Raw genomic sequence first — 16,827 nt, 5'->3', positions numbered from 1 at the left:
ACATGAACATCGACACGGGAGCACGCCAGGTGAAACGCCTGCTACTCAATTGCGATATGGGTGAAAGCTTCGGCAGCTGGCGCATGGGCCTGGACGCCGAGGTAATGCCCTACATCGACTGCGCCAACATCGCCTGCGGCTACCATGCCGGCGACCCCGGCACCATGCGCCGTACCGTGGCCCTGGCCCTGCAGCATGGCGTGACCATCGGCGCCCACCCGGCGTACCCGGACCTGGTCGGCTTCGGTCGCCGCTCCATGGCCTGCAGTGCCGAGGAAATTCGCGATCTGCTGCACTACCAGATCGGCGCTCTTGACGGTATCTGCAAGGTCCAGGGTGGCCGGGTGGCCTACATCAAGCCCCACGGCGCGCTGTACAACGACATGATGGCCGACCCGCTCAAGCTGCGAGCCGTGCTCGAAGCCGTGGCGGCGTATGACGCTGGCTTGCCCTTGATGCTCATGGCCACTGCCGACGACAGCGCAGCACAAGCCTTGGGTGACGAGGTTGGCGTGCCGTTGTGGTTTGAAGCGTTCGCCGACCGCGCCTATACCGCCAGCGGCCATTTGCTGTCGCGGCGCCTGCCGGGTGCGGTTCATCACGATTCGGCCGTGGTGGTCGAGCAGGCCTTGCGCCTGGCCCGTGGTGAAACGCTGGTGGCCGACGATGGCAGTGCCTTGCGCCTGCACGCCAGTACCCTGTGCGTGCACGGTGACAATGACAGCTCGGTGGCGGCGGTGCGGCAGATCCGCCAGGCCCTCGATGCGCTGGGGCCGGCATGAAGCTGCGTATCGAAGTGGTTGCGATCGACAGCCTGATGGTGCGCCTGTTCGACCGGATCGACGAGGCCAACATGCCGTGGCTGCTCGCCGCGAGCCACCGTTTGAGTGCCGCCTTCGGTGAGCACCTGGTGGACCTGGTACCGTCCTACACCACGCTGATGGTGCAGTTCGATATGCCGCCAGGGCAGGCGAGGGCGTTGATCGACCAGGCGCTGGAGGGGCTGCAGCCAGACGCGGGCGCCAGCGGTCGCCGGCACGAGATTGCCGTGTGGTACGACGCCAGTGTCGGCCCTGAGCTGCCGCTGCTGGCCGAGCGCAGCGGCTTGAGCGAGCAAGAGGTGATCCGCCTGCACAGTGAGCGTGAGTACCCGGTGTTCGCCCTTGGCTTCGCTCCGGGGTTCGGTTTCATGGGGCTGGTGGACGAACGCCTGGCATCCCCGCGGCTGAGCACTCCGCGCAAGCGCGTGGCGGCCGGCAGTGTCGGCATTGCCGAGCGCCAGACTGCGGCCTATCCCGCCGTGTCGCCTGGCGGCTGGAACCTCATAGGGCGCACTCCGGTTCGCCTGTTCGACCGCGAGCGTGAAGGCTACAGCCTGCTGCAGCCGGGCGATCGGGTGCGCTTCGTGGCGGTGTCCCATGCCGAGTTCCGGGCATTGGGTGGTGACGACAGCCCGTTGGAGGCACAGGCATGACGCAATTGAAGATCGAAGCCAGCACCGCCTTGTGCCAGTTGCAGGATGCCGGGCGCTTTGGTGTGCGGCACCTGGGGGTGACCCAGGGCGGTGCGCTGGATTGGGTGGCGATGTATTGGGCCAACTGGCTGCTGGGCAACCCGTTGGGCGCGCCGGTGGTCGAGGTGGCGCTGGGCGGCTTCACGGTAGTGGCTGAGCAGGATTGCGTACTCGCCCTGGCCGGTGCCGACCTGGATGCTCGTGTCGATGACCAGCCGCTGGCCCCCTGGCGCAGCTTTGCCTTGGCCAAGGGCCAGCGGCTGACCTTGAAGCAACCGAAGCAGGGCGTACGTGCTTATCTTGCGGCGCCGGGCGGGTTTCAAGGTGAAGCCGTGCTGGGGAGCTGCGCTACTGTTGTGCGTGAAGAGCTGGGCGGTATCGATGGGCGAGGGGCCGCGCTGGGCAAAGGGCAATTGTTGGCGTTTGCCGGCACGCAGCCGGCCCTGCGCGAAGTGCCAGAGGTGCTGCGGCCCTGTTATCGGCAAAAGCCCGTGCTCGATCTGGCCATGGGCGCGCAGATCGGTGATTTCAGCGGTATGAGCCTGTTCGAGGCGTTCAACCGTGACTGGACGCTGGACAGCCGTGGCGACCGCATGGGCATTCGTTTGCTCGGGCCGCAGCTTGTTTATCAGGGCGCGCCGATGATTTCGGAGGGTATTGCGTTAGGGGCGGTACAGGTGCCCCCGGACGGGCAGCCGATCGTGCTGCTCAATGACCGGCAGACCATCGGTGGCTATCCGCGGCTGGGGGCGTTGACGCCGTTGGCGTTGGCGCAGCTGGCCCAGTGCATGCCGGGGGCGGCGGTGCGGTTCAGGGCGGTGGTGCAGGAAGAGGCTTGGCGGGAGCAGCAGGCTTGCCTTAACGGTTGGCGGTGACGCTACCGGCCCTATCGCCGGCAAGCCGGCTCCCGCAGGTACCCCACAAGGCTCAAATGCTGAGGTGTATCTGAGGGGCTTGCCGGCGATAGGGCCGGAACAGGCCAAACTACTTGGACAGATACCGCATCCCATCCTCCAACCCTTGCAAGGTCAGCGGATACATCTTGTCCTCGATCAGGTCACGCACCAGGTGTGTCGATGCCGTGTAATCCCAGGCCTGTTTCGGATACGGATTGATCCAGATGATCTTCTTGAATTTCTCCATGAAGCGCTGCATCCACACATACCCGGCCTCTTCGTTCCAGTGCTCCACACTGCCACCGGGCTGGGTGATCTCGTAGGGCGCCATGGCCGCGTCACCGACAAACACCACCTTGTAGTCATCGCCGTATTTGTGCAGCAGGTCGAAGGTGGAGAAGCGCTCCGAAGTACGCCGCAGGTTGTTCTTCCACACCGATTCATAAACGAAGTTGTGGAAGTAGTAGTACTCCAGGTGCTTGAACTCGGTCTTGCAGGCCGAGAACAGCTCTTCGCAGACTTTGACATGGGCATCCATCGAGCCGCCGATGTCGAACAGCAACAGCAGCTTGACCGTGTTGCGCCGTTCGGGGCGCATCTGGATGTTCAGCAGCCCGGCGTCACGTGCGGTATGGTCAATGGTGCCGTCGATGTCCAGCTCTTCGGCGGCGCCTTCGCGGGCGAACTTGCGCAGCCGGCGTAGTGCCAGCTTGATGTTGCGCGTGCCCAGCTCGACCTGATCGTCGAGGTTCTTGTACTCGCGCTGGTCCCAGACCTTTACCGCCTTGCCCTGACGTTTGCCGGCGTCGCCCACGCGGATGCCTTCAGGGTTGAAACCGCCAGAGCCGAATGGGCTGGTACCGCCGGTGCCGATCCACTTGTTGCCACCGGCGTGGCGTTCTTTTTGCTCTTCCAGGCGTTTCTTGAACTCCTCGATCAGTCTGTCCAGGCCGCCGAGTGACTGGATCTGTGCACGTTCCTCATCCGTCAGCGAGCGCTCGAACTCCTTGCGCAGCCAGTCTTCGGGGATCAGCGCTTCGATGTGCCGGTCGAGGTTTTCCAGGCCTTTGAAGTAGGCCGAGAAAGCCCGGTCGAACTTGTCGAAATGGCGCTCGTCCTTCACCAGGATGGCCCGTGCCAGGTAGTAGAACTCGTCCATGTCGGCGAACACCACGCGCTGTTGCAGGGCGTTGAGCAGGTCGAGCAGTTCGCGCACCGACACCGGCACCTTGGCCGCACGCATTTCGTTGAACAGGTTGAGCAGCATGGCCGGCTCCTGTCAGCGGTTGCCGCGCCGGCTCATGAAGGCCAGGCGTTCGAGCAGTTGAACGTCCTGCTCATTCTTCACCAGGGCGCCGGCCAGCGGCGGAATGGCCTTGGTCGGGTCGCGTTCGCGCAATACCGCTTCGCCGATGTTGTCGGCCATCAACAGCTTGAGCCAGTCGACCAGCTCGCTGGTGGAGGGCTTTTTCTTCAGGCCCGGCACCTTGCGCACGTCGAAGAACACGTCAAGCGCTTCGCTGACCAGCGATTGCTTGATGTTGGGGTAGTGCACATCGACGATCTGCTGCAGGGTGTCGCGGTCCGGGAAGGCGATGTAGTGGAAGAAGCAGCGGCGCAGGAACGCGTCGGGCAGTTCTTTTTCATTGTTCGAGGTAATGATGATGATCGGGCGTTGCTTGGCCTTGATGGTCTCGTCGATTTCGTAGACGTAGAACTCCATCTTGTCGAGTTCCTGCAACAGGTCGTTGGGGAACTCGATATCGGCCTTGTCGATCTCGTCGATCAGCAGTATCACCCGCTCCTCGGCCTCGAAGGCTTCCCAGAGCTTGCCCTTCTTCAGGTAGTTGCGCACATCGTGGACTTTTTCAGTGCCCAGCTGGGAGTCGCGCAGGCGGCTGACCGCGTCGTACTCGTAAAGGCCCTGGTGGGCCTTGGTGGTGGATTTGATGTGCCAGGTGATCAGGCGGGCGCCGAAGGAGGCGGCCAGCTGTTCGGCAAGCATGGTCTTGCCGGTGCCTGGCTCACCCTTGACCAGCAGTGGGCGTTCGAGGGTGATGGCCGCGTTGACCGCCAGTTTCAGGTCGTCTGTGGCTACGTAGTCGCGGGTGCCTTCGAACTTCATCGGGAGTGTCCTCTGCGGGGGCCAGTACAGGTACGGCATGTCGTCATTTGTTGTCAGCGACTATACCCCGGCCCCAGGCGGCTGCAAACGCAGACCGGGTATTCAGTCCCTGAATGGCTCGTCACGCCTATTCAGTCGGAATCAGGCGCAGGCTGCTCATAGCGTGCATTGAACGCCTGGACAAACCCGTTGCGCAAAATTTGCAAAAACGCCTCGAAGGCGCTGATGTTCTGTTGGTGCACGCTGCCGCTGAGTTCCACGCGGGTGGCGAACTGGTTTTTCGGCTGGTTCTTCAGCACCGTTTCGCTGGCCCCGACCAGCGCTTCCCACACCGAGCGGAAAAAGCCCTTGTTCTTGTCCTCTATGTCCTGCTGCCAATTGAACACGTCAACGTCGCGCAGCAACGGCTTGATGTAGCCATTGAGCCGGCCGTTTTCCGCCTGGGCCTCGATCACCACATCGCCGTGCCCGGCATTGAAGTCGAACTTGCCATAGGCACTGGCGAAGTCGTTCAGCCTGCGCAGCTCCATGCCGGTTGCGCGCAGCCGGAATTCGAAATCATCGAAGTCGCTGAACGGGTCGAAGGTCGCGCGGCTCTCCACCCTGGCGTCGCCCAACAGCAGGGCCTTGGCTTCAAAACTGGCGTCGCGCCGGCCTTTTTCGTCACGTACGTTGGTCAGGTTGCGGATATTGGCGTCGAGCCGGGTGGCCTTGAGGTCGACCGGCGGCTTGGAGTTGAAGTTGTGAAAGGTCAGCGTGCCGTCATTGATGCGCACATCGTTGAGAGTGATAGGCAGCAGTTTTTCCAGTTGCTGGCGCCAATCTGTGCCTTGACCGGTCTGCGAGGCCTGTTTGTTGCCGCCATCGACGAAGTTGAGCACCGGGCGCACAAAGGTGACTTCGGCCACCACGGCATGGTCATACCACAGCGCGTGCCAGCTCACCGACAGGTCGATCAGTGGCGCATCGAGCAGCGGCACCGGGACTTTGCCGCTGGTCTTTACGATCTTCAGCCCGTTGATCTGGTAGGCTCCGCGCCACCAGGCCAGTTCCACGTCCGTGACCTGGCCACGGTACTCACCCATATCCGCCAGCTTGTCATTGAGGTAGTCGCGCACCAGGTAAGGCAGCGCCAGGTGCAGGGCCACCAACAGCACGACCAGGCTGGCCAGGCCGACCAGTGGCCAGCGATAACGGGCTTTCATCGCAGTGATCTCCAAGGCGGGTTGTGCGGTTGACCGCACGCCGCCCGCGCGAGTTCGAACGGGCTTTACGGGCCAACGGGGCAGGCTTACCCTTTAAGTCTTTCCCCGCCACTTCATGCCAAGGACCCTGCCATGAGCCGTATCTACGCAGACAACGCCCATTCCATCGGCAATACGCCGCTGGTGCAGATCAACCGCATCGCCCCGCGCGGTGTGACCATCCTGGCCAAGATCGAAGGGCGCAACCCTGGGTACTCGGTCAAGTGCCGCATCGGCGCGAGCATGGTCTGGGACGCCGAGGGCAGCGGCAAGCTCAAACCTGGCATGACCATCGTCGAGCCGACCTCGGGCAACACCGGCATTGGCCTGGCCTTCGTCGCCGCTGCCCGTGGCTACAAACTGGTCCTGACCATGCCTGCCTCGATGAGCCTGGAGCGTCGCAAGGTGCTGAAGGCCCTGGGCGCCGAGCTGGTATTGACCGAGCCGGCCAAGGGCATGAAAGGCGCGATCGAGAAGGCCAACGAGATCGTCGCCTCGGACCCGGCGCAGTACTTCCTGCCAGGCCAGTTCGACAATCCGGCCAACCCGGCCATTCATGAAAAGACCACCGGCCCGGAAATCTGGAACGACACCGACGGTGCGGTCGACGTGCTGGTGGCCGGTGTCGGCACCGGTGGCACCATTACCGGCGTGTCGCGCTATATCAAGCACACCCAGGGCAAGTCGATCCTCTCGGTGGCGGTCGAGCCTGTGGCCTCGCCGCTGATCAGCCAGACCCTGGCCGGTGAGGAGCTCAAGCCCAGCCCGCACAAGATCCAGGGCATCGGCGCCGGCTTTGTGCCGAAGAACCTTGACCTGTCGATTGTCGACCAGGTCGAGACCGTGACCGATGAAGAGGCCAAGGCGATGGCCATCCGCCTGATGCAGGAAGAGGGCATTCTTTGCGGCATTTCCTGCGGCGCGGCGATGGCGGCTGCGGTGCGGCTGGCGGAAAAGCCGGAGATGCAGGGCAAGACCATCGTCGTTATCCTGCCCGACTCCGGCGAGCGCTACCTGTCGAGCATGCTGTTCGCCGACATGTTCAGCGAGCAGGAGAATCAGCAGTAAGGGCAAGCTTCAAGCTTGCAGCTGCCCCTGCGCTCGGGTTTATTGCAAAATCTTCATGAGTGAGTTCCCGCCCTGGTTGTTTTTACCGGGGCGTGATGGGTTTATGATGGCAGGATGATTTTTCTGGGGGCAGGCAGCGCTGGCCTGCTCCCTTTCCAAGGAGTGTTGCATGACCTTTTCCTTTGTCGCCAAGGCAGGTGTCCTGCTGGTTTTTTTCGGCAGCGTGCTGTTCGTCCACTTGCGCGGCAAGGCGCGTCTGCCAGTACTGCGCCAGTTCGTCAACCATTCGGCGCTGTTCGCACCCTACAACAGCCTGATGTACTTTTTCTCCGGTGTTCCGTCCAAGCCGTACCTGGACCGCCAGCGCTTCCCTGAACTGGACGTGCTCAAGGACAACTGGCAGGTGATCCGCGAAGAGGCCATGCGCCTGTTCGACGAGGGTTACATCCGCGCCGCCGAAAAAGACAACGACGCAGGCTTCGGGTCGTTCTTCAAGAAGGGCTGGAAGCGTTTCTACCTGAAGTGGTACGACAAACCGCTGCCGTCGGCCGAGGCGCTGTGCCCGAAGACCGTCGAGCTGGTCAGCGCCATCCCCAACGTCAAAGGCGCGATGTTCGCCCTGCTGCCCGGCGGCAGCCATCTCAACCCGCACCGCGACCCCTTCGCCGGCTCGCTGCGCTATCACTTGGGGTTGTCTACGCCGAACTCCGACGACTGCCGCATCTACGTCGACGGCCAGGCCTACGCCTGGCGTGATGGCGAGGACGTGATGTTCGACGAGACCTACGTGCACTGGGTCAAGAACGAAACCGACGTCACCCGTGTGATCCTGTTCTGCGACATCGAACGCCCGCTCAGCAACCCGCTGATGGCCCGCATCAACCGCAAGGTCAGCGCCTTCCTGGGCCGCGCCACTGCACCGCAGAACACCGATGACGAGCGCGTGGGCGGGATCAACCAGGCGTATGCCTGGAGCAAGCGCTTCAGCAACAGGATCAGCACCCGCGTGAAGCAGTTCAAGCGTGCCAACCCCAAGGCCTACCGCATCCTGCGGCCGGTGCTGGCGGTGGTTGTGGCGTACCTGCTCTATCGCTGGTTGTTCTGAAGTTTCGGTGCCTGCAGGGCCCTATCGCCGGCGACAGGGCCCAACAGGCATCACAGAAGCCAGCTATTGTCCTGGCCCTGATTCACCGCTATATTCCAGGGCAGTCACCTCCCCGAAGACCTGCTCATGCCTGCCATCCTGTCCACCGCAAGCTTTGCCATCGCGCCAGTCGCGGGCGGGGCCGTGCGTGGCAGCCAGCAGCCGGCCATGATCAGTCATTACCCACCACCTGTCAGTGGCGTTGTAGGCGGCGTAGCTCCGCCTCGCTGCGTGGTTGTGCCGGGCTGACCGGCCTTTAGCCGCATCCCGTCACACGCGCAACCTACTGAATACGGTCGGCGGCTTCCGTAACTGAAGTTCACGCCCACCGTTCGGCTTATCTGCCCGAATACAGGTGCATGCATGTCTGTCATTTCCAAAGCATCCGTGGCCTCGGCGGCCACTACCAGCCTGTTCGTCCTGCTGTGGAGCAGTGGCGCCATCGTTTCCAAACTTGGCCTGGCCCATGCCAGCCCGTTTGCTTTCCTGCTGCTGCGCTCAGCGCTGGCACTCGCCGGGTTGCTGCTGATCGGCCCGTTGCTGGGCCTGCGCTGGCCGCGCACACGTGGGACGATGTTGCGAGCCCTTGGCACCGGCTGCGTGTTGCTCGGTGCCTACCAGATCTTCTACCTGCTGGCGCTCAATACCCACGTGACCCCCGGCGTGATGGCCACGGTGATGGGAGTACAACCGATCCTCACTGTGGTGCTGATGGAGCGCCAGCGCTCCTGGCGCCGGCTGTTCGGTCTGGGCCTGGGGCTCGGCGGGCTGGTGATGGTGGTCTATCAGGGTATCAACCTCGGCGGAGTGTCGCTGGCCGGGATGCTGTTTGCCTTGCTGGCGCTGGGCAGCATGACCTTTGGCTCGATCCTGCAAAAACGCATCACCGACAACCCCATGGGCACGCTGGGCCTGCAGTATCTGGCGGGGTTTGCCATGTGTGCTGTGTTCGCGCCGCTGCAGCCGCTGCACGTTGCATGGAGCGGCAGTTTCATTGGTGCGCTGCTGTGGATGGGGCTGGTGGTTTCGCTGCTGGCGACCATGCTGCTGTACCGCCTGATCGCCAAAGGTAATCTGGTCAACGTCACCAGCCTGTTCTACCTGGTGCCGGCGGTGACTGCGGTGATGGACTTCCTGATATTTGGTAATCGCCTGGCACCGCTCAGCCTGCTGGGAATGGGGCTGATTGTGGTCGGTTTGCTGTTCGTGTTCAGCAAGCCTGCCAGGCGCATGGCCCAAGCATAGACCGTCAGCGAAACTCTTCGGGGATGGCGTGGCGCAGCACGCCTTCCTCGAAGTCCAGGGTGCCGGCTTCGCGCTGCGTCAGCAGGTAGTAGAGCAGGGTGTCGAGTGAGCGCGAAGGCGGGACTTCGACGGCCAGCATCCTGACCGCTTTTTCGACTTCGTTGGGGCAGCCGAAATCTTCGAGTGCCGCACGAACCTGTTCCAGATCACCGCCTGCCTTCACAAGAACGCGAAATACCGAAGCGCCGCCACTGTGCAGCAAGCCTTCGAACCAGGATTGCTCGCCCTCTTCGCTGATGCTGATGGTGTCGCCGGGTGCGATGCCGTAGGCATAGAAGGGGAGGCTGTCGACCTGGTAGCCAGCCGCGGTACGTTTTGCCCAGAGGCCTTCGACCGATGCGGGTGGGTAGCCTTGGGCATCCTGCTCCAGGCGCCAGAGCACGATCTTGTAGGCTGCGGTTTGCTCGGGGGGCATGGGGCGTTACGTGTCGTGAGGGCTGCTTATCGTAATGCCCTTTGGCGTTGTTGTCTGTACTGGCCCTATCGCCGGCAAGCCGGCTCCTACAGAGTGCTGTATCAGGCCTGAGCGCGGCGCGCGGGCTTGAGTACGAGCCACAGCGCGGCAGCGATCAGCAGGCCGCCATAGAGATGGCCCATCGACAGCGATTCGTCCAGCAGCCACGCGCCCCACAGCACACCGAAGACCGGAATCAAGAAGGTCACGGTACTGGCCTTGACCGGGCCAATCTCGGCCAGCAGGCGGAAGTACAGGATATAGGCGAAGGCCGTGCACACAAGGCCCAGGCCCAGCAGCGACAGCCACACCTGCCAGCCGCCCCAGCTGGCAGGCGGCTGGGTCAGCGCACTCCAGGCGAACAGTGGCGTCATCATCAGCGTGGCGCCGAGCATGCTGCCGAGCGCCGAGAGGCGGCTGTCCAGGCCGCTGATCCAGCGCCGCGCCAGAAAGCCTGCGAAGCCATAGCAGGTGGTTGCCGCCAGGCAGGCCAGGGCGCCTTGCAGCAGTGCCATGTCCAGCGCCACCGGGCCCGCGCCACTGAGAATGCCGACACCGAACAGGCCAAGGAAGATGCCGCACAACTTGGGCAAGGTCATGGCCTCGCGGAAGAACAGTGCGCCGATCAGCACCCCCATCAGCGGCGTGGTGGCGTTGAAGATCGCCGAATAGCCCGCCGGCAGTACCTGGGCTGCCACTGAATAGAAGGTGGCGGGGATGCCTGAGTTGATCATGCCCAGGACCAGGCAAGCGCCGAGTTTGCCCTCGAAATTCCAGCGTACGCGCGCTGCGGCGAGTATGGCGATCAGGCCGAGGCAGGCGATGGACACGCGAAAGAAGGCGGTGGGCACGGTGCCCAGCTCGGGGGCGATGATGCGCATGAACAGAAAGCTCGCCCCCCAGACGGCGGCAAGGGTCAGCAGGCGGGTCAGGGCGATGGGGCTCACGGTGGTCTCCGGGTACAGGGCAGGGCGCGAGTGTACGCGATGGCGCACGGGCGGTTCTTGTCCTTTCTTGCGGTGTAAGCCGGTAGAAGCTCCGCAAAGTTGCACAGGCGACTAAGCTGTCTATCTCACCCCGCACCGAGGTGTCCTGCATGACCCAGCACTGGCCGGCCGGCGAAATCGCCCGGATGATCCTCGATGGCTTCGACGACTATCGCGAACACTTTCGCCGCATCACCCTGGGCGCCCGAGAGCGCTTCGAGCAGGCGCGCTGGCAGGACATTCAGCGCGCAGCGGCGGCGCGGATCAACCTCTATGAGCAGAAGGTCGGTGAGGTCAACGGCTGGCTGCGGGACGGGTTCGATGAGGAAGTGCTGCTGGAGGTCGAACAGTGGCCGTTGGTGAAAAGTGCCTATATACGCCTGATCGACCCGCGGCTGGACGATGAACTGGCGGAGACCTGGTACAACTCTTTGTTCTGCAGCCTGTTCAGCCATGATCAGATCAGCGATGGCTGCATGTTCATCCACACCACCCGGCCCTCGATTCGCAACCATGAGCGTGCTGCACAGACCCGCACTTATACGCCCGATGGCAGCCTCAAGGGCCTGTTGCGGGCTATCTTCTGCGACTATGCATTCGCGTATGGTGACCTTGAGCACGACTTGTCACGCCTTGAAGAGCAACTGCGCGACTGCCTGCCGGACTGGGTGTGCAAGGACCCGGCCCTGGCCGTTGAACTGTTCGTGCCGGTGCTGTACCGCAACAAGGGCGCTTACCTGGTGGGCCGGCTGTACAACAGCGATGAACAGTGGCCCCTGGTGATCCCGCTGCTGCACCGCGAGGGCCATGGCATAGAGGCGGATGCGCTGATCACCGACGAGGCCGAGGTCTCGATCATCTTCTCCTTCACCCGTTCGTATTTCATGGTCGACGTGCCGGTGCCGGCCGAGTTCGTCAGTTTCCTCAAGCGCATACTGCCAGGCAAGCACATTGCCGAGCTGTACACCTCGATCGGGTTCTACAAGCACGGCAAGTCGGAGTTCTATCGTGCGCTGATCAACCACTTGGCCAGTACCGACGACCGTTTCATCATGGCACCCGGTGTGCGCGGCATGGTCATGAGTGTGTTCACCCTGCCGGGCTTCAATACCGTATTCAAGATCATCAAGGACCGCTTTTCGCCGTCCAAGACGGTCGACCGTGCCACGGTGATCGACAAGTACCGCCTGGTGAAGAGTGTCGACCGGGTTGGGCGAATGGCCGATACCCAGGAGTTCGCCGACTTTCGTTTCCCCCGGGGCAAGTTCGAGCCTGAGTGCCTGGCCGAGCTGCTGGAGGTGGCGCCGTCCACCGTGGCTGTGGAAGGCGATACGGTGCTGGTCCGCCATTGCTGGACCGAACGGCGCATGATCCCGCTCAATCTGTACCTGGAGCAGGCCAGCGAAGGCCAGGTACTCGAAGCGCTGGAGGATTATGGCCTGGCCATCAAGCAGCTGGCCGCAGCGAACATCTTTCCAGGCGACATGCTGCTGAAGAACTTCGGGGTTACCCGCCATGGTCGTGTGGTGTTCTACGACTATGACGAGATCAGCTACCTGACCGAGGTGAATTTTCGCCATATCCCACCGCCGCGCTACCCGGAGGACGAGATGTCGGGGGAGCCGTGGTATTCGATTGGGCCGCACGATGTATTCCCGGAGGAGTTCCCGCCGTTTCTGTTTGCCGATATGGGCCAGCGGCGTTTATTCAGCAGGCTGCATGGGGAGCTGTATGACGCGGATTACTGGAAGGGGCTGCAGGCATCTATCCGCGAAGGCAAGGTGATCGATGTGTTCCCGTATCGGCGCAAAGGGCGCTGAGGCGGGTTATCGGGCGGATACCGATTGACCTGCCTATCCCTTAAGACACTTGAGCTCACTGAAGTCGGTACGCACCTTGGCCAGGCGTTGCTGAAGATACTGCCGCTGGGCCGGGCTGCTCTGTTGCAGCAGGTCGATCAACAGGCTGCGTGTCTGCTGCTCGCTGTTCTCAAAGGCAGCGCGGTATTGCGCAGTCCACAGGCTTTCCTTGCGCTGCAGCAATTGCGCCAGGCGCGGTTCGAAGCTTGCGTCGCTGCGCTGGTTCATGGCCAGCATCAGCTGTTGTTGCCAGTGCGCACGGTTGGCGATCCACTGGCGGTTCTGGTCGCCCAGCGCCTGTGCCCAGGTTTGCACGCGCTGGCGTTGTGCTGCGGTGAGTTCGCCGAACCAGGGTGTCAGGCGTTTTTCCATACGCTCGGCGCGGCGGGCGACCTGTTTGGATAGGGGGGTATCGACGTATTTCTCTTGCCGTTCACTGATGTCTTCACGAAAAGCTTCGCCCATCTGCGCGACCTGGGCATCGCTCATGCCGCGCAGCAGCTCGGCGGCCGACGGGGTGATGGCTTCTGCAACGCGACCGATCGCCTGGCGGGCTTCGTTCATGCGCTGTTGCAGCGCCTGGTCGGTCACTTGCCCCTCGGCGACCATGCTGCGTACCCGGTCGAGCCAGTCGAGGTACCCAGGCAGTTCGGTCGTGCAATGCCAGGCCAGGTGCTGCTTGAGCCGTTCGTCGAGCAATGACCTCTGGTCACGGTTCATGGCCAGGTAGTCGTCCAGCGACCACGGGACCAGCCGGTCGAGGTTGCGGTAGGCCAGGTCTATACGGCTGCAGGCCACCAGTGCCAGCGCAAATGCCGTGGCGATGATCAGGGCTTTGGACAGGCGTAGAAACATGTGCTGATCCCTTGCAGATGGCTGGCCACACGGTAGACGCGAGTACTCCACGACGGTTCCGCCGAATCAGCGGTCGGGCGGCGCGCTGGCTTCAGGTGTAGAATAGCCGTCTTGTCTTGAGGAACATCGGAAATGGCTCTGCTTGGGCGTTACAACAGTTTGCAAATCGTGAAACACGTGGACTTCGGCCTCTACCTGGACGGCGGCCCTGACGGCGAGATCCTGCTGCCCGGGCGCTACATCCCGAAGAACGCCGAAACCGAGGTCGATGACTGGCTCAACGTGTTCCTCTACCTGGACAGCGAAGACCAGCTGATCGCCACCACCGAGAAGCCCAAGGTGCAGGTTGGCGAATTCGCCAGCCTCAAGGTCAAGGACATCAACGGTGCGGGCATCTTCCTCGACTGGGGTCTGTCCAAGGACCTGCTGATGCCGTACTCGGAAGAGGCGCGGCCGCTGAAGATCGGCGACTACTGCGTGGTGCATGTCTACCTCGACAAGCGCACCCGGCGCATCACCGCCACTTCACGCCTGGACCGCTATCTGGACCGCACCCCGGCCGATTACCAGGTTGGTCAGCCGGTCGAACTGCTGGTGGCGGGCGAGACGCCGATGGGCTTCAAGGCCATCATCAACAACCGTCATTGGGGCCTGATCCACAAGAATGAAATCTTCAAGTTCATGCGTTCGGGTATGCACGAGAAGGGTTTCATCAAGGAAGTGCGCCATGACGGCAAGATCGCGTTGAGCCTGCAACCGGTTGGCCAGGCGCTTGCGGACGGCTTGCATGAGCAGATCATGCAGCGCCTGGAGGCCGAAGGGGGCGTGTTGCCGGTGTGCGACAAGAGCGACCCAGAGGTGATCAGCCGCATGTTCAACGTCAGCAAGGGCAACTTCAAGAAGGCCATCGGTGCGTTGTTCAAACAGGGCCGGATCGTCATCCATGACGATCGCATCGAGCGGGCCTGAGGTCAGGCCTGCACGAATGTGCTGAAGTCGAGCTGCTCGCCGCCCGGGCGGGTGTCGCGCAGCAGCGAGTCACGGTCGGCGCTCAGCGCCAGGCTGATGGTCGACCGGCGCTTGCCAGCATTGCGCACCTCCATCTGCTCCTGATGCGCCTTGAGGAAGTTGGTCGGGACCTTCAGGTGCTGCAGTTCGTCGCTTTCAGGGGTGTGCAGCAGCAGGTTGACCCAGTCGGGCTGGCCCTTGCGCAGCAGCGCCACCGGTACTTCGAACCACCACAGGTTGCGTTTGGGGTCGAGGATGGCGAACAGCGTGTTGGCACTGGTGAGCACCGGCTTGGCCAATGCTTCGTTGCGCCGGGCGATGGCGGCGGGTTTGTCGAGTTTCATGCAGGTTCCTGCGGTGTGACGCTATAAAGGGCTGCATTGTGAGGGGTGGCGGGTAGCGGAGCAAGGTTTGATGGCCTCATCGTCGGCGTGCCGGCGATGAGGCCAGCTACCCTAGCGGCGAAGCGGCTGGCTCAACTCGGAGGTCGCGCCGTCGGCCGTAGTCACAGTGGCGGTAAAGCTGCGCACCCCATCTGCATTCTCCAGCACCTGGGCAAACTGCGCCTGCCCCTTGGCATCGCTGTTCACCAGTACTTCCCCCAGGTACTGCTCAGCCTCAGTGCCTTGTGCCTGGGCATTGCCAAACACCTCGACCCGCAGCAGGCTCGATGCCGGCCCCTGCACTTCGCCGCGCAGCACATTGTCGTTCAGGGCCAACAGCCGTGGTGCCTGCTGGTTGTGGTTGGGCAGCGGCTGGCAGGGTTTGGGCTGGCCCTTGGCATCGCAGATCACTGCCTGGTCCTTTTTCGGCAGGTCTGCACCGACCCCGCGTGAACCTACGTACAGTGCATGGGCCTGGGCTGGCACGCCAAAAACGATGGCGCCCGTGCGCTGATCCGGTACGCAAGAGCCGCCAGCTTCGCAGCGGCGGATATCCAGGCTGTTGCCCCAGATCCGGTTACCGGTCAGGCGCGTGGTGGTGACCTCCGGCTCCGGGCGCAGCGCTACGCCGATGCGGTTGCCGTGGATCAGGTTGCCGTCGAGGATATTGCCTTGGCCGGTGACGCTGACGCCGATCGAGTTGCCGCTGAAGGTATTGGCGCCTAGGTAGTTGCGCTTGCCCCAGTTGATCTGCAGGCCGTCGGAGTAGTTCTCGAAGCGGTTGCGTACCACGCTGTTGTCGTTGCCCAGCAGAATCTCGATGCCCTGGGACGGCTCCGGGTTGGCTGCAGTCGAACGGAACAGGTTGTCGGCCACCAGGTTGAACGCCGCGCCGCGAGTCAGCTCCAGGCCATCGCCATTGTCGATCAGCTGGTTGCGCAGCACCTTGTTGTTGATCGTGGTGGTGGCCGTGGGGTTACCGGCACCGTCATCGCCGGTCAGCATGATACCGGCACCGCCCTTGTTGGCGACGATGCGGTTGTCTTCGATAACGTTGTTGCTGGCGCGGTTGACCAGGATGCCGATGCAGAAGTTGCGCACTTCCAGGCCACTGAGGTGTACGCCCTGGGTGTCGCGCAGCACCAGCCCGGGGTTGGTCGTGGTGCGCACGTTGGTGCCGAACTGGCCGGGCAGGGCGCCGGGGCAGGTGCGTACTCCCTGGTCATTTATGTAGCCGGCGCCGTCAATGGCGACGTATTGGCCGTCGCGCGCCCAAGGCAGGCCGGTGATCTGTACCGGGCCTTTGATTTCAGGCAGGGCGCGGGTCGGCCGGATGACAAACGGGGCTTTGCCGACCGCGTCGATTTCGATGCGGTAGTGGCCGGGGTTCTGGTTGCTGGTTTCGATCGCCCAGCGCAGGGTCCCTGGCTGGCCGTCGTCGGTATAGCGGTCGACCCGCAGGGTTTCGGTGGCCGGTGCGCCAGCAAGCGCGGACAGGGGCAGCAGCGGTAGCAAGGCTGCCAGCAGGGGCATCAAACGCATGGGTGCAGGGTTCCGTAAGCTGTTGTTTTTATAAGCATGCAGCCTCTATAGGGCTGCCGTTTGCCCGCGATTCTAGGGCAGCAGGGCGGCGTTGCGCAGACGTAGGTTGCTGATTCAGTGCGGTATTCGCCCGCATATTTACCGCTCGGCTTGAGATTGCAAAAATGTTTGAAACTCCTGAACTGGCCGCTGGGTCCACCTTTTGTCGACACGGATCACGTGTCTCCATTTGCAGGAGATTTGCCATGAGCGGCACTAAAGACAAAGTCAAAGGTATGGCCAACGAAGCAGTGGGCAACATCAAGCAAGGTGTTGGCAAAGTCACCGACAATGACAAGCTGCGCGCAGAAGGCAAGGCCCAGGAAATCAAGGGCGAAGGGCAGCAAATCAAGGGCGACGTCAAGGATGCTGTGAAAAAGCCTTGATCACGTTATGACTGCAGCCC

The 16,827-nt window shown here is 62.6% G+C and carries 18 protein-coding genes; 10 read left to right on the top strand and 8 right to left on the bottom strand.

The window, feature by feature from the left end; all coding sequences use genetic code 11:
- Nucleotides 1-2: 2 nt before the first annotated feature.
- Genes ACW4TB_RS21970 through ACW4TB_RS21960 form a run of 3 tightly spaced genes read left to right on the top strand, consistent with a single transcriptional unit; the run spans nt 3 to nt 2,388 of the window.
- The gene (locus ACW4TB_RS21970; RefSeq protein WP_279930812.1) at nt 3-782 is read left to right on the top strand and encodes a 5-oxoprolinase subunit PxpA; all 780 of its coding nucleotides are present in this window, start codon (nt 3-5) and stop codon (nt 780-782) included.
- The gene (gene pxpB / locus ACW4TB_RS21965) at nt 779-1,474 is read left to right on the top strand and encodes a 5-oxoprolinase subunit PxpB (protein ID WP_279930811.1); all 696 of its coding nucleotides are present in this window, start codon (nt 779-781) and stop codon (nt 1,472-1,474) included. The genes ACW4TB_RS21970 and pxpB overlap by 4 nt, the downstream gene beginning before the upstream one ends.
- A complete protein-coding gene (locus tag ACW4TB_RS21960; RefSeq protein WP_279930809.1) occupies nt 1,471-2,388 on the top strand; it encodes a 5-oxoprolinase subunit C family protein in 918 nt (305 codons plus the stop codon). Before pxpB ends, ACW4TB_RS21960 begins: the two co-directional genes overlap by 4 nt.
- A 109-nt stretch (nt 2,389-2,497) precedes the next feature.
- Here ACW4TB_RS21960 and ACW4TB_RS21955 read toward each other — a convergent pair whose 3' ends face one another.
- The 3 genes from ACW4TB_RS21955 to ACW4TB_RS21945 all read right to left on the bottom strand — a co-directional run bounded on the left by ACW4TB_RS21955 (nt 2,498) and on the right by ACW4TB_RS21945 (nt 5,739).
- Nucleotides 2,498-3,676: a vWA domain-containing protein gene (locus tag ACW4TB_RS21955; RefSeq protein ID WP_279930807.1), complete on the bottom strand. Its 1,179-nt coding sequence runs from the start codon at nt 3,674-3,676 to the stop codon at nt 2,498-2,500.
- A 12-nt stretch (nt 3,677-3,688) separates the two neighbouring features.
- The gene (locus ACW4TB_RS21950; protein WP_012315697.1) at nt 3,689-4,534 is read right to left on the bottom strand and encodes an AAA family ATPase; all 846 of its coding nucleotides are present in this window, start codon (nt 4,532-4,534) and stop codon (nt 3,689-3,691) included.
- A gap of 131 nt (nt 4,535-4,665) precedes the next feature.
- Nucleotides 4,666-5,739 (bottom strand): DUF748 domain-containing protein, encoded by a 1,074-nt coding sequence (locus ACW4TB_RS21945; protein ID WP_012315696.1) that lies wholly within the window; start codon nt 5,737-5,739, stop codon nt 4,666-4,668.
- A gap of 132 nt (nt 5,740-5,871) precedes the next feature.
- On the opposite strand from ACW4TB_RS21945, the gene cysK reads away from it, so the two are divergent.
- From cysK to ACW4TB_RS21925, 4 genes are all read left to right on the top strand, one after another.
- On the top strand, nt 5,872-6,846 hold the full coding sequence (gene cysK, locus ACW4TB_RS21940) for a cysteine synthase A (protein ID WP_012315695.1): 975 nt from the start codon (nt 5,872-5,874) through the stop codon (nt 6,844-6,846).
- Nucleotides 6,847-7,015: 169 nt separating this feature from the next.
- On the top strand, nt 7,016-7,951 hold the full coding sequence (locus ACW4TB_RS21935) for an aspartyl/asparaginyl beta-hydroxylase domain-containing protein (RefSeq protein WP_279930803.1): 936 nt from the start codon (nt 7,016-7,018) through the stop codon (nt 7,949-7,951).
- 126 nt (nt 7,952-8,077) lie between these two features.
- Entirely contained in the window at nt 8,078-8,239 is a 162-nt protein-coding gene (locus ACW4TB_RS21930; RefSeq protein ID WP_174142309.1) for a hypothetical protein, read from the top strand.
- 114 nt (nt 8,240-8,353) lie between these two features.
- Nucleotides 8,354-9,235, top strand: a complete 882-nt coding sequence (locus tag ACW4TB_RS21925; RefSeq protein WP_012315693.1) for a DMT family transporter — start codon at nt 8,354-8,356, stop codon at nt 9,233-9,235.
- Between the two features lie 4 nt (nt 9,236-9,239).
- Here ACW4TB_RS21925 and ACW4TB_RS21920 read toward each other — a convergent pair whose 3' ends face one another.
- The gene (locus tag ACW4TB_RS21920; protein WP_012315692.1) at nt 9,240-9,710 is read right to left on the bottom strand and encodes a DUF4265 domain-containing protein; all 471 of its coding nucleotides are present in this window, start codon (nt 9,708-9,710) and stop codon (nt 9,240-9,242) included.
- A gap of 101 nt (nt 9,711-9,811) precedes the next feature.
- Nucleotides 9,812-10,744, bottom strand: coding sequence for a DMT family transporter (locus tag ACW4TB_RS21915; RefSeq protein WP_196996873.1), 933 nt, complete (start codon nt 10,742-10,744; stop codon nt 9,812-9,814).
- 101 nt (nt 10,745-10,845) lie between these two features.
- On the opposite strand from ACW4TB_RS21915, the gene aceK reads away from it, so the two are divergent.
- Nucleotides 10,846-12,555, top strand: a complete 1,710-nt coding sequence (gene aceK / locus ACW4TB_RS21910) for a bifunctional isocitrate dehydrogenase kinase/phosphatase (protein WP_279930796.1) — start codon at nt 10,846-10,848, stop codon at nt 12,553-12,555.
- A gap of 33 nt (nt 12,556-12,588) precedes the next feature.
- On the opposite strand, the gene ACW4TB_RS21905 is transcribed toward aceK, so the two are convergent.
- Nucleotides 12,589-13,449: a DUF6279 family lipoprotein gene (locus tag ACW4TB_RS21905; RefSeq protein WP_254466277.1), complete on the bottom strand. Its 861-nt coding sequence runs from the start codon at nt 13,447-13,449 to the stop codon at nt 12,589-12,591.
- A 132-nt stretch (nt 13,450-13,581) separates the two neighbouring features.
- Between ACW4TB_RS21905 and ACW4TB_RS21900 the strand changes: the two genes are divergently transcribed.
- Entirely contained in the window at nt 13,582-14,418 is an 837-nt protein-coding gene (locus ACW4TB_RS21900) for a CvfB family protein (RefSeq protein ID WP_012315688.1), read from the top strand.
- Nucleotides 14,419-14,420: 2 nt separating this feature from the next.
- Here ACW4TB_RS21900 and ACW4TB_RS21895 read toward each other — a convergent pair whose 3' ends face one another.
- Complete coding sequence (locus tag ACW4TB_RS21895; protein ID WP_012315687.1) at nt 14,421-14,801, bottom strand: hypothetical protein; 381 nt, start codon at nt 14,799-14,801, stop codon at nt 14,421-14,423.
- Nucleotides 14,802-14,912: 111 nt separating this feature from the next.
- Entirely contained in the window at nt 14,913-16,382 is a 1,470-nt protein-coding gene (locus ACW4TB_RS21890; protein ID WP_279930793.1) for a right-handed parallel beta-helix repeat-containing protein, read from the bottom strand.
- Nucleotides 16,383-16,627: 245 nt separating this feature from the next.
- On the opposite strand from ACW4TB_RS21890, the gene ACW4TB_RS21885 reads away from it, so the two are divergent.
- Nucleotides 16,628-16,807, top strand: coding sequence for a CsbD family protein (locus ACW4TB_RS21885; protein ID WP_012315685.1), 180 nt, complete (start codon nt 16,628-16,630; stop codon nt 16,805-16,807).
- The last annotated feature ends 20 nt before the right edge of the window (nt 16,808-16,827 follow it).

This window comes from Lelliottia jeotgali, from assembly GCF_977070485.1.
Note: the sequence above shows the minus strand (reverse complement) of the source record. Positions and strands in the feature narration are given on the sequence as shown.

Coding starts and splice junctions, on each gene's coding strand:
- ACW4TB_RS21970 (WP_279930812.1), top strand. CDS start 3: ATGAACATCGACACGGGAGCACGCCAGGTGAAACGCCTGCTACTCAAT.
- pxpB (WP_279930811.1), top strand. CDS start 779: ATGAAGCTGCGTATCGAAGTGGTTGCGATCGACAGCCTGATGGTGCGC.
- ACW4TB_RS21960 (WP_279930809.1), top strand. CDS start 1,471: ATGACGCAATTGAAGATCGAAGCCAGCACCGCCTTGTGCCAGTTGCAG.
- ACW4TB_RS21955 (WP_279930807.1), bottom strand. CDS start 3,676: ATGCTGCTCAACCTGTTCAACGAAATGCGTGCGGCCAAGGTGCCGGTG.
- ACW4TB_RS21950 (WP_012315697.1), bottom strand. CDS start 4,534: ATGAAGTTCGAAGGCACCCGCGACTACGTAGCCACAGACGACCTGAAA.
- ACW4TB_RS21945 (WP_012315696.1), bottom strand. CDS start 5,739: ATGAAAGCCCGTTATCGCTGGCCACTGGTCGGCCTGGCCAGCCTGGTC.
- cysK (WP_012315695.1), top strand. CDS start 5,872: ATGAGCCGTATCTACGCAGACAACGCCCATTCCATCGGCAATACGCCG.
- ACW4TB_RS21935 (WP_279930803.1), top strand. CDS start 7,016: ATGACCTTTTCCTTTGTCGCCAAGGCAGGTGTCCTGCTGGTTTTTTTC.
- ACW4TB_RS21930 (WP_174142309.1), top strand. CDS start 8,078: ATGCCTGCCATCCTGTCCACCGCAAGCTTTGCCATCGCGCCAGTCGCG.
- ACW4TB_RS21925 (WP_012315693.1), top strand. CDS start 8,354: ATGTCTGTCATTTCCAAAGCATCCGTGGCCTCGGCGGCCACTACCAGC.
- ACW4TB_RS21920 (WP_012315692.1), bottom strand. CDS start 9,710: ATGCCCCCCGAGCAAACCGCAGCCTACAAGATCGTGCTCTGGCGCCTG.
- aceK (WP_279930796.1), top strand. CDS start 10,846: ATGACCCAGCACTGGCCGGCCGGCGAAATCGCCCGGATGATCCTCGAT.
- ACW4TB_RS21905 (WP_254466277.1), bottom strand. CDS start 13,449: ATGTTTCTACGCCTGTCCAAAGCCCTGATCATCGCCACGGCATTTGCG.
- ACW4TB_RS21900 (WP_012315688.1), top strand. CDS start 13,582: ATGGCTCTGCTTGGGCGTTACAACAGTTTGCAAATCGTGAAACACGTG.
- ACW4TB_RS21895 (WP_012315687.1), bottom strand. CDS start 14,801: ATGAAACTCGACAAACCCGCCGCCATCGCCCGGCGCAACGAAGCATTG.
- ACW4TB_RS21890 (WP_279930793.1), bottom strand. CDS start 16,382: ATGCGTTTGATGCCCCTGCTGGCAGCCTTGCTACCGCTGCTGCCCCTG.
- ACW4TB_RS21885 (WP_012315685.1), top strand. CDS start 16,628: ATGAGCGGCACTAAAGACAAAGTCAAAGGTATGGCCAACGAAGCAGTG.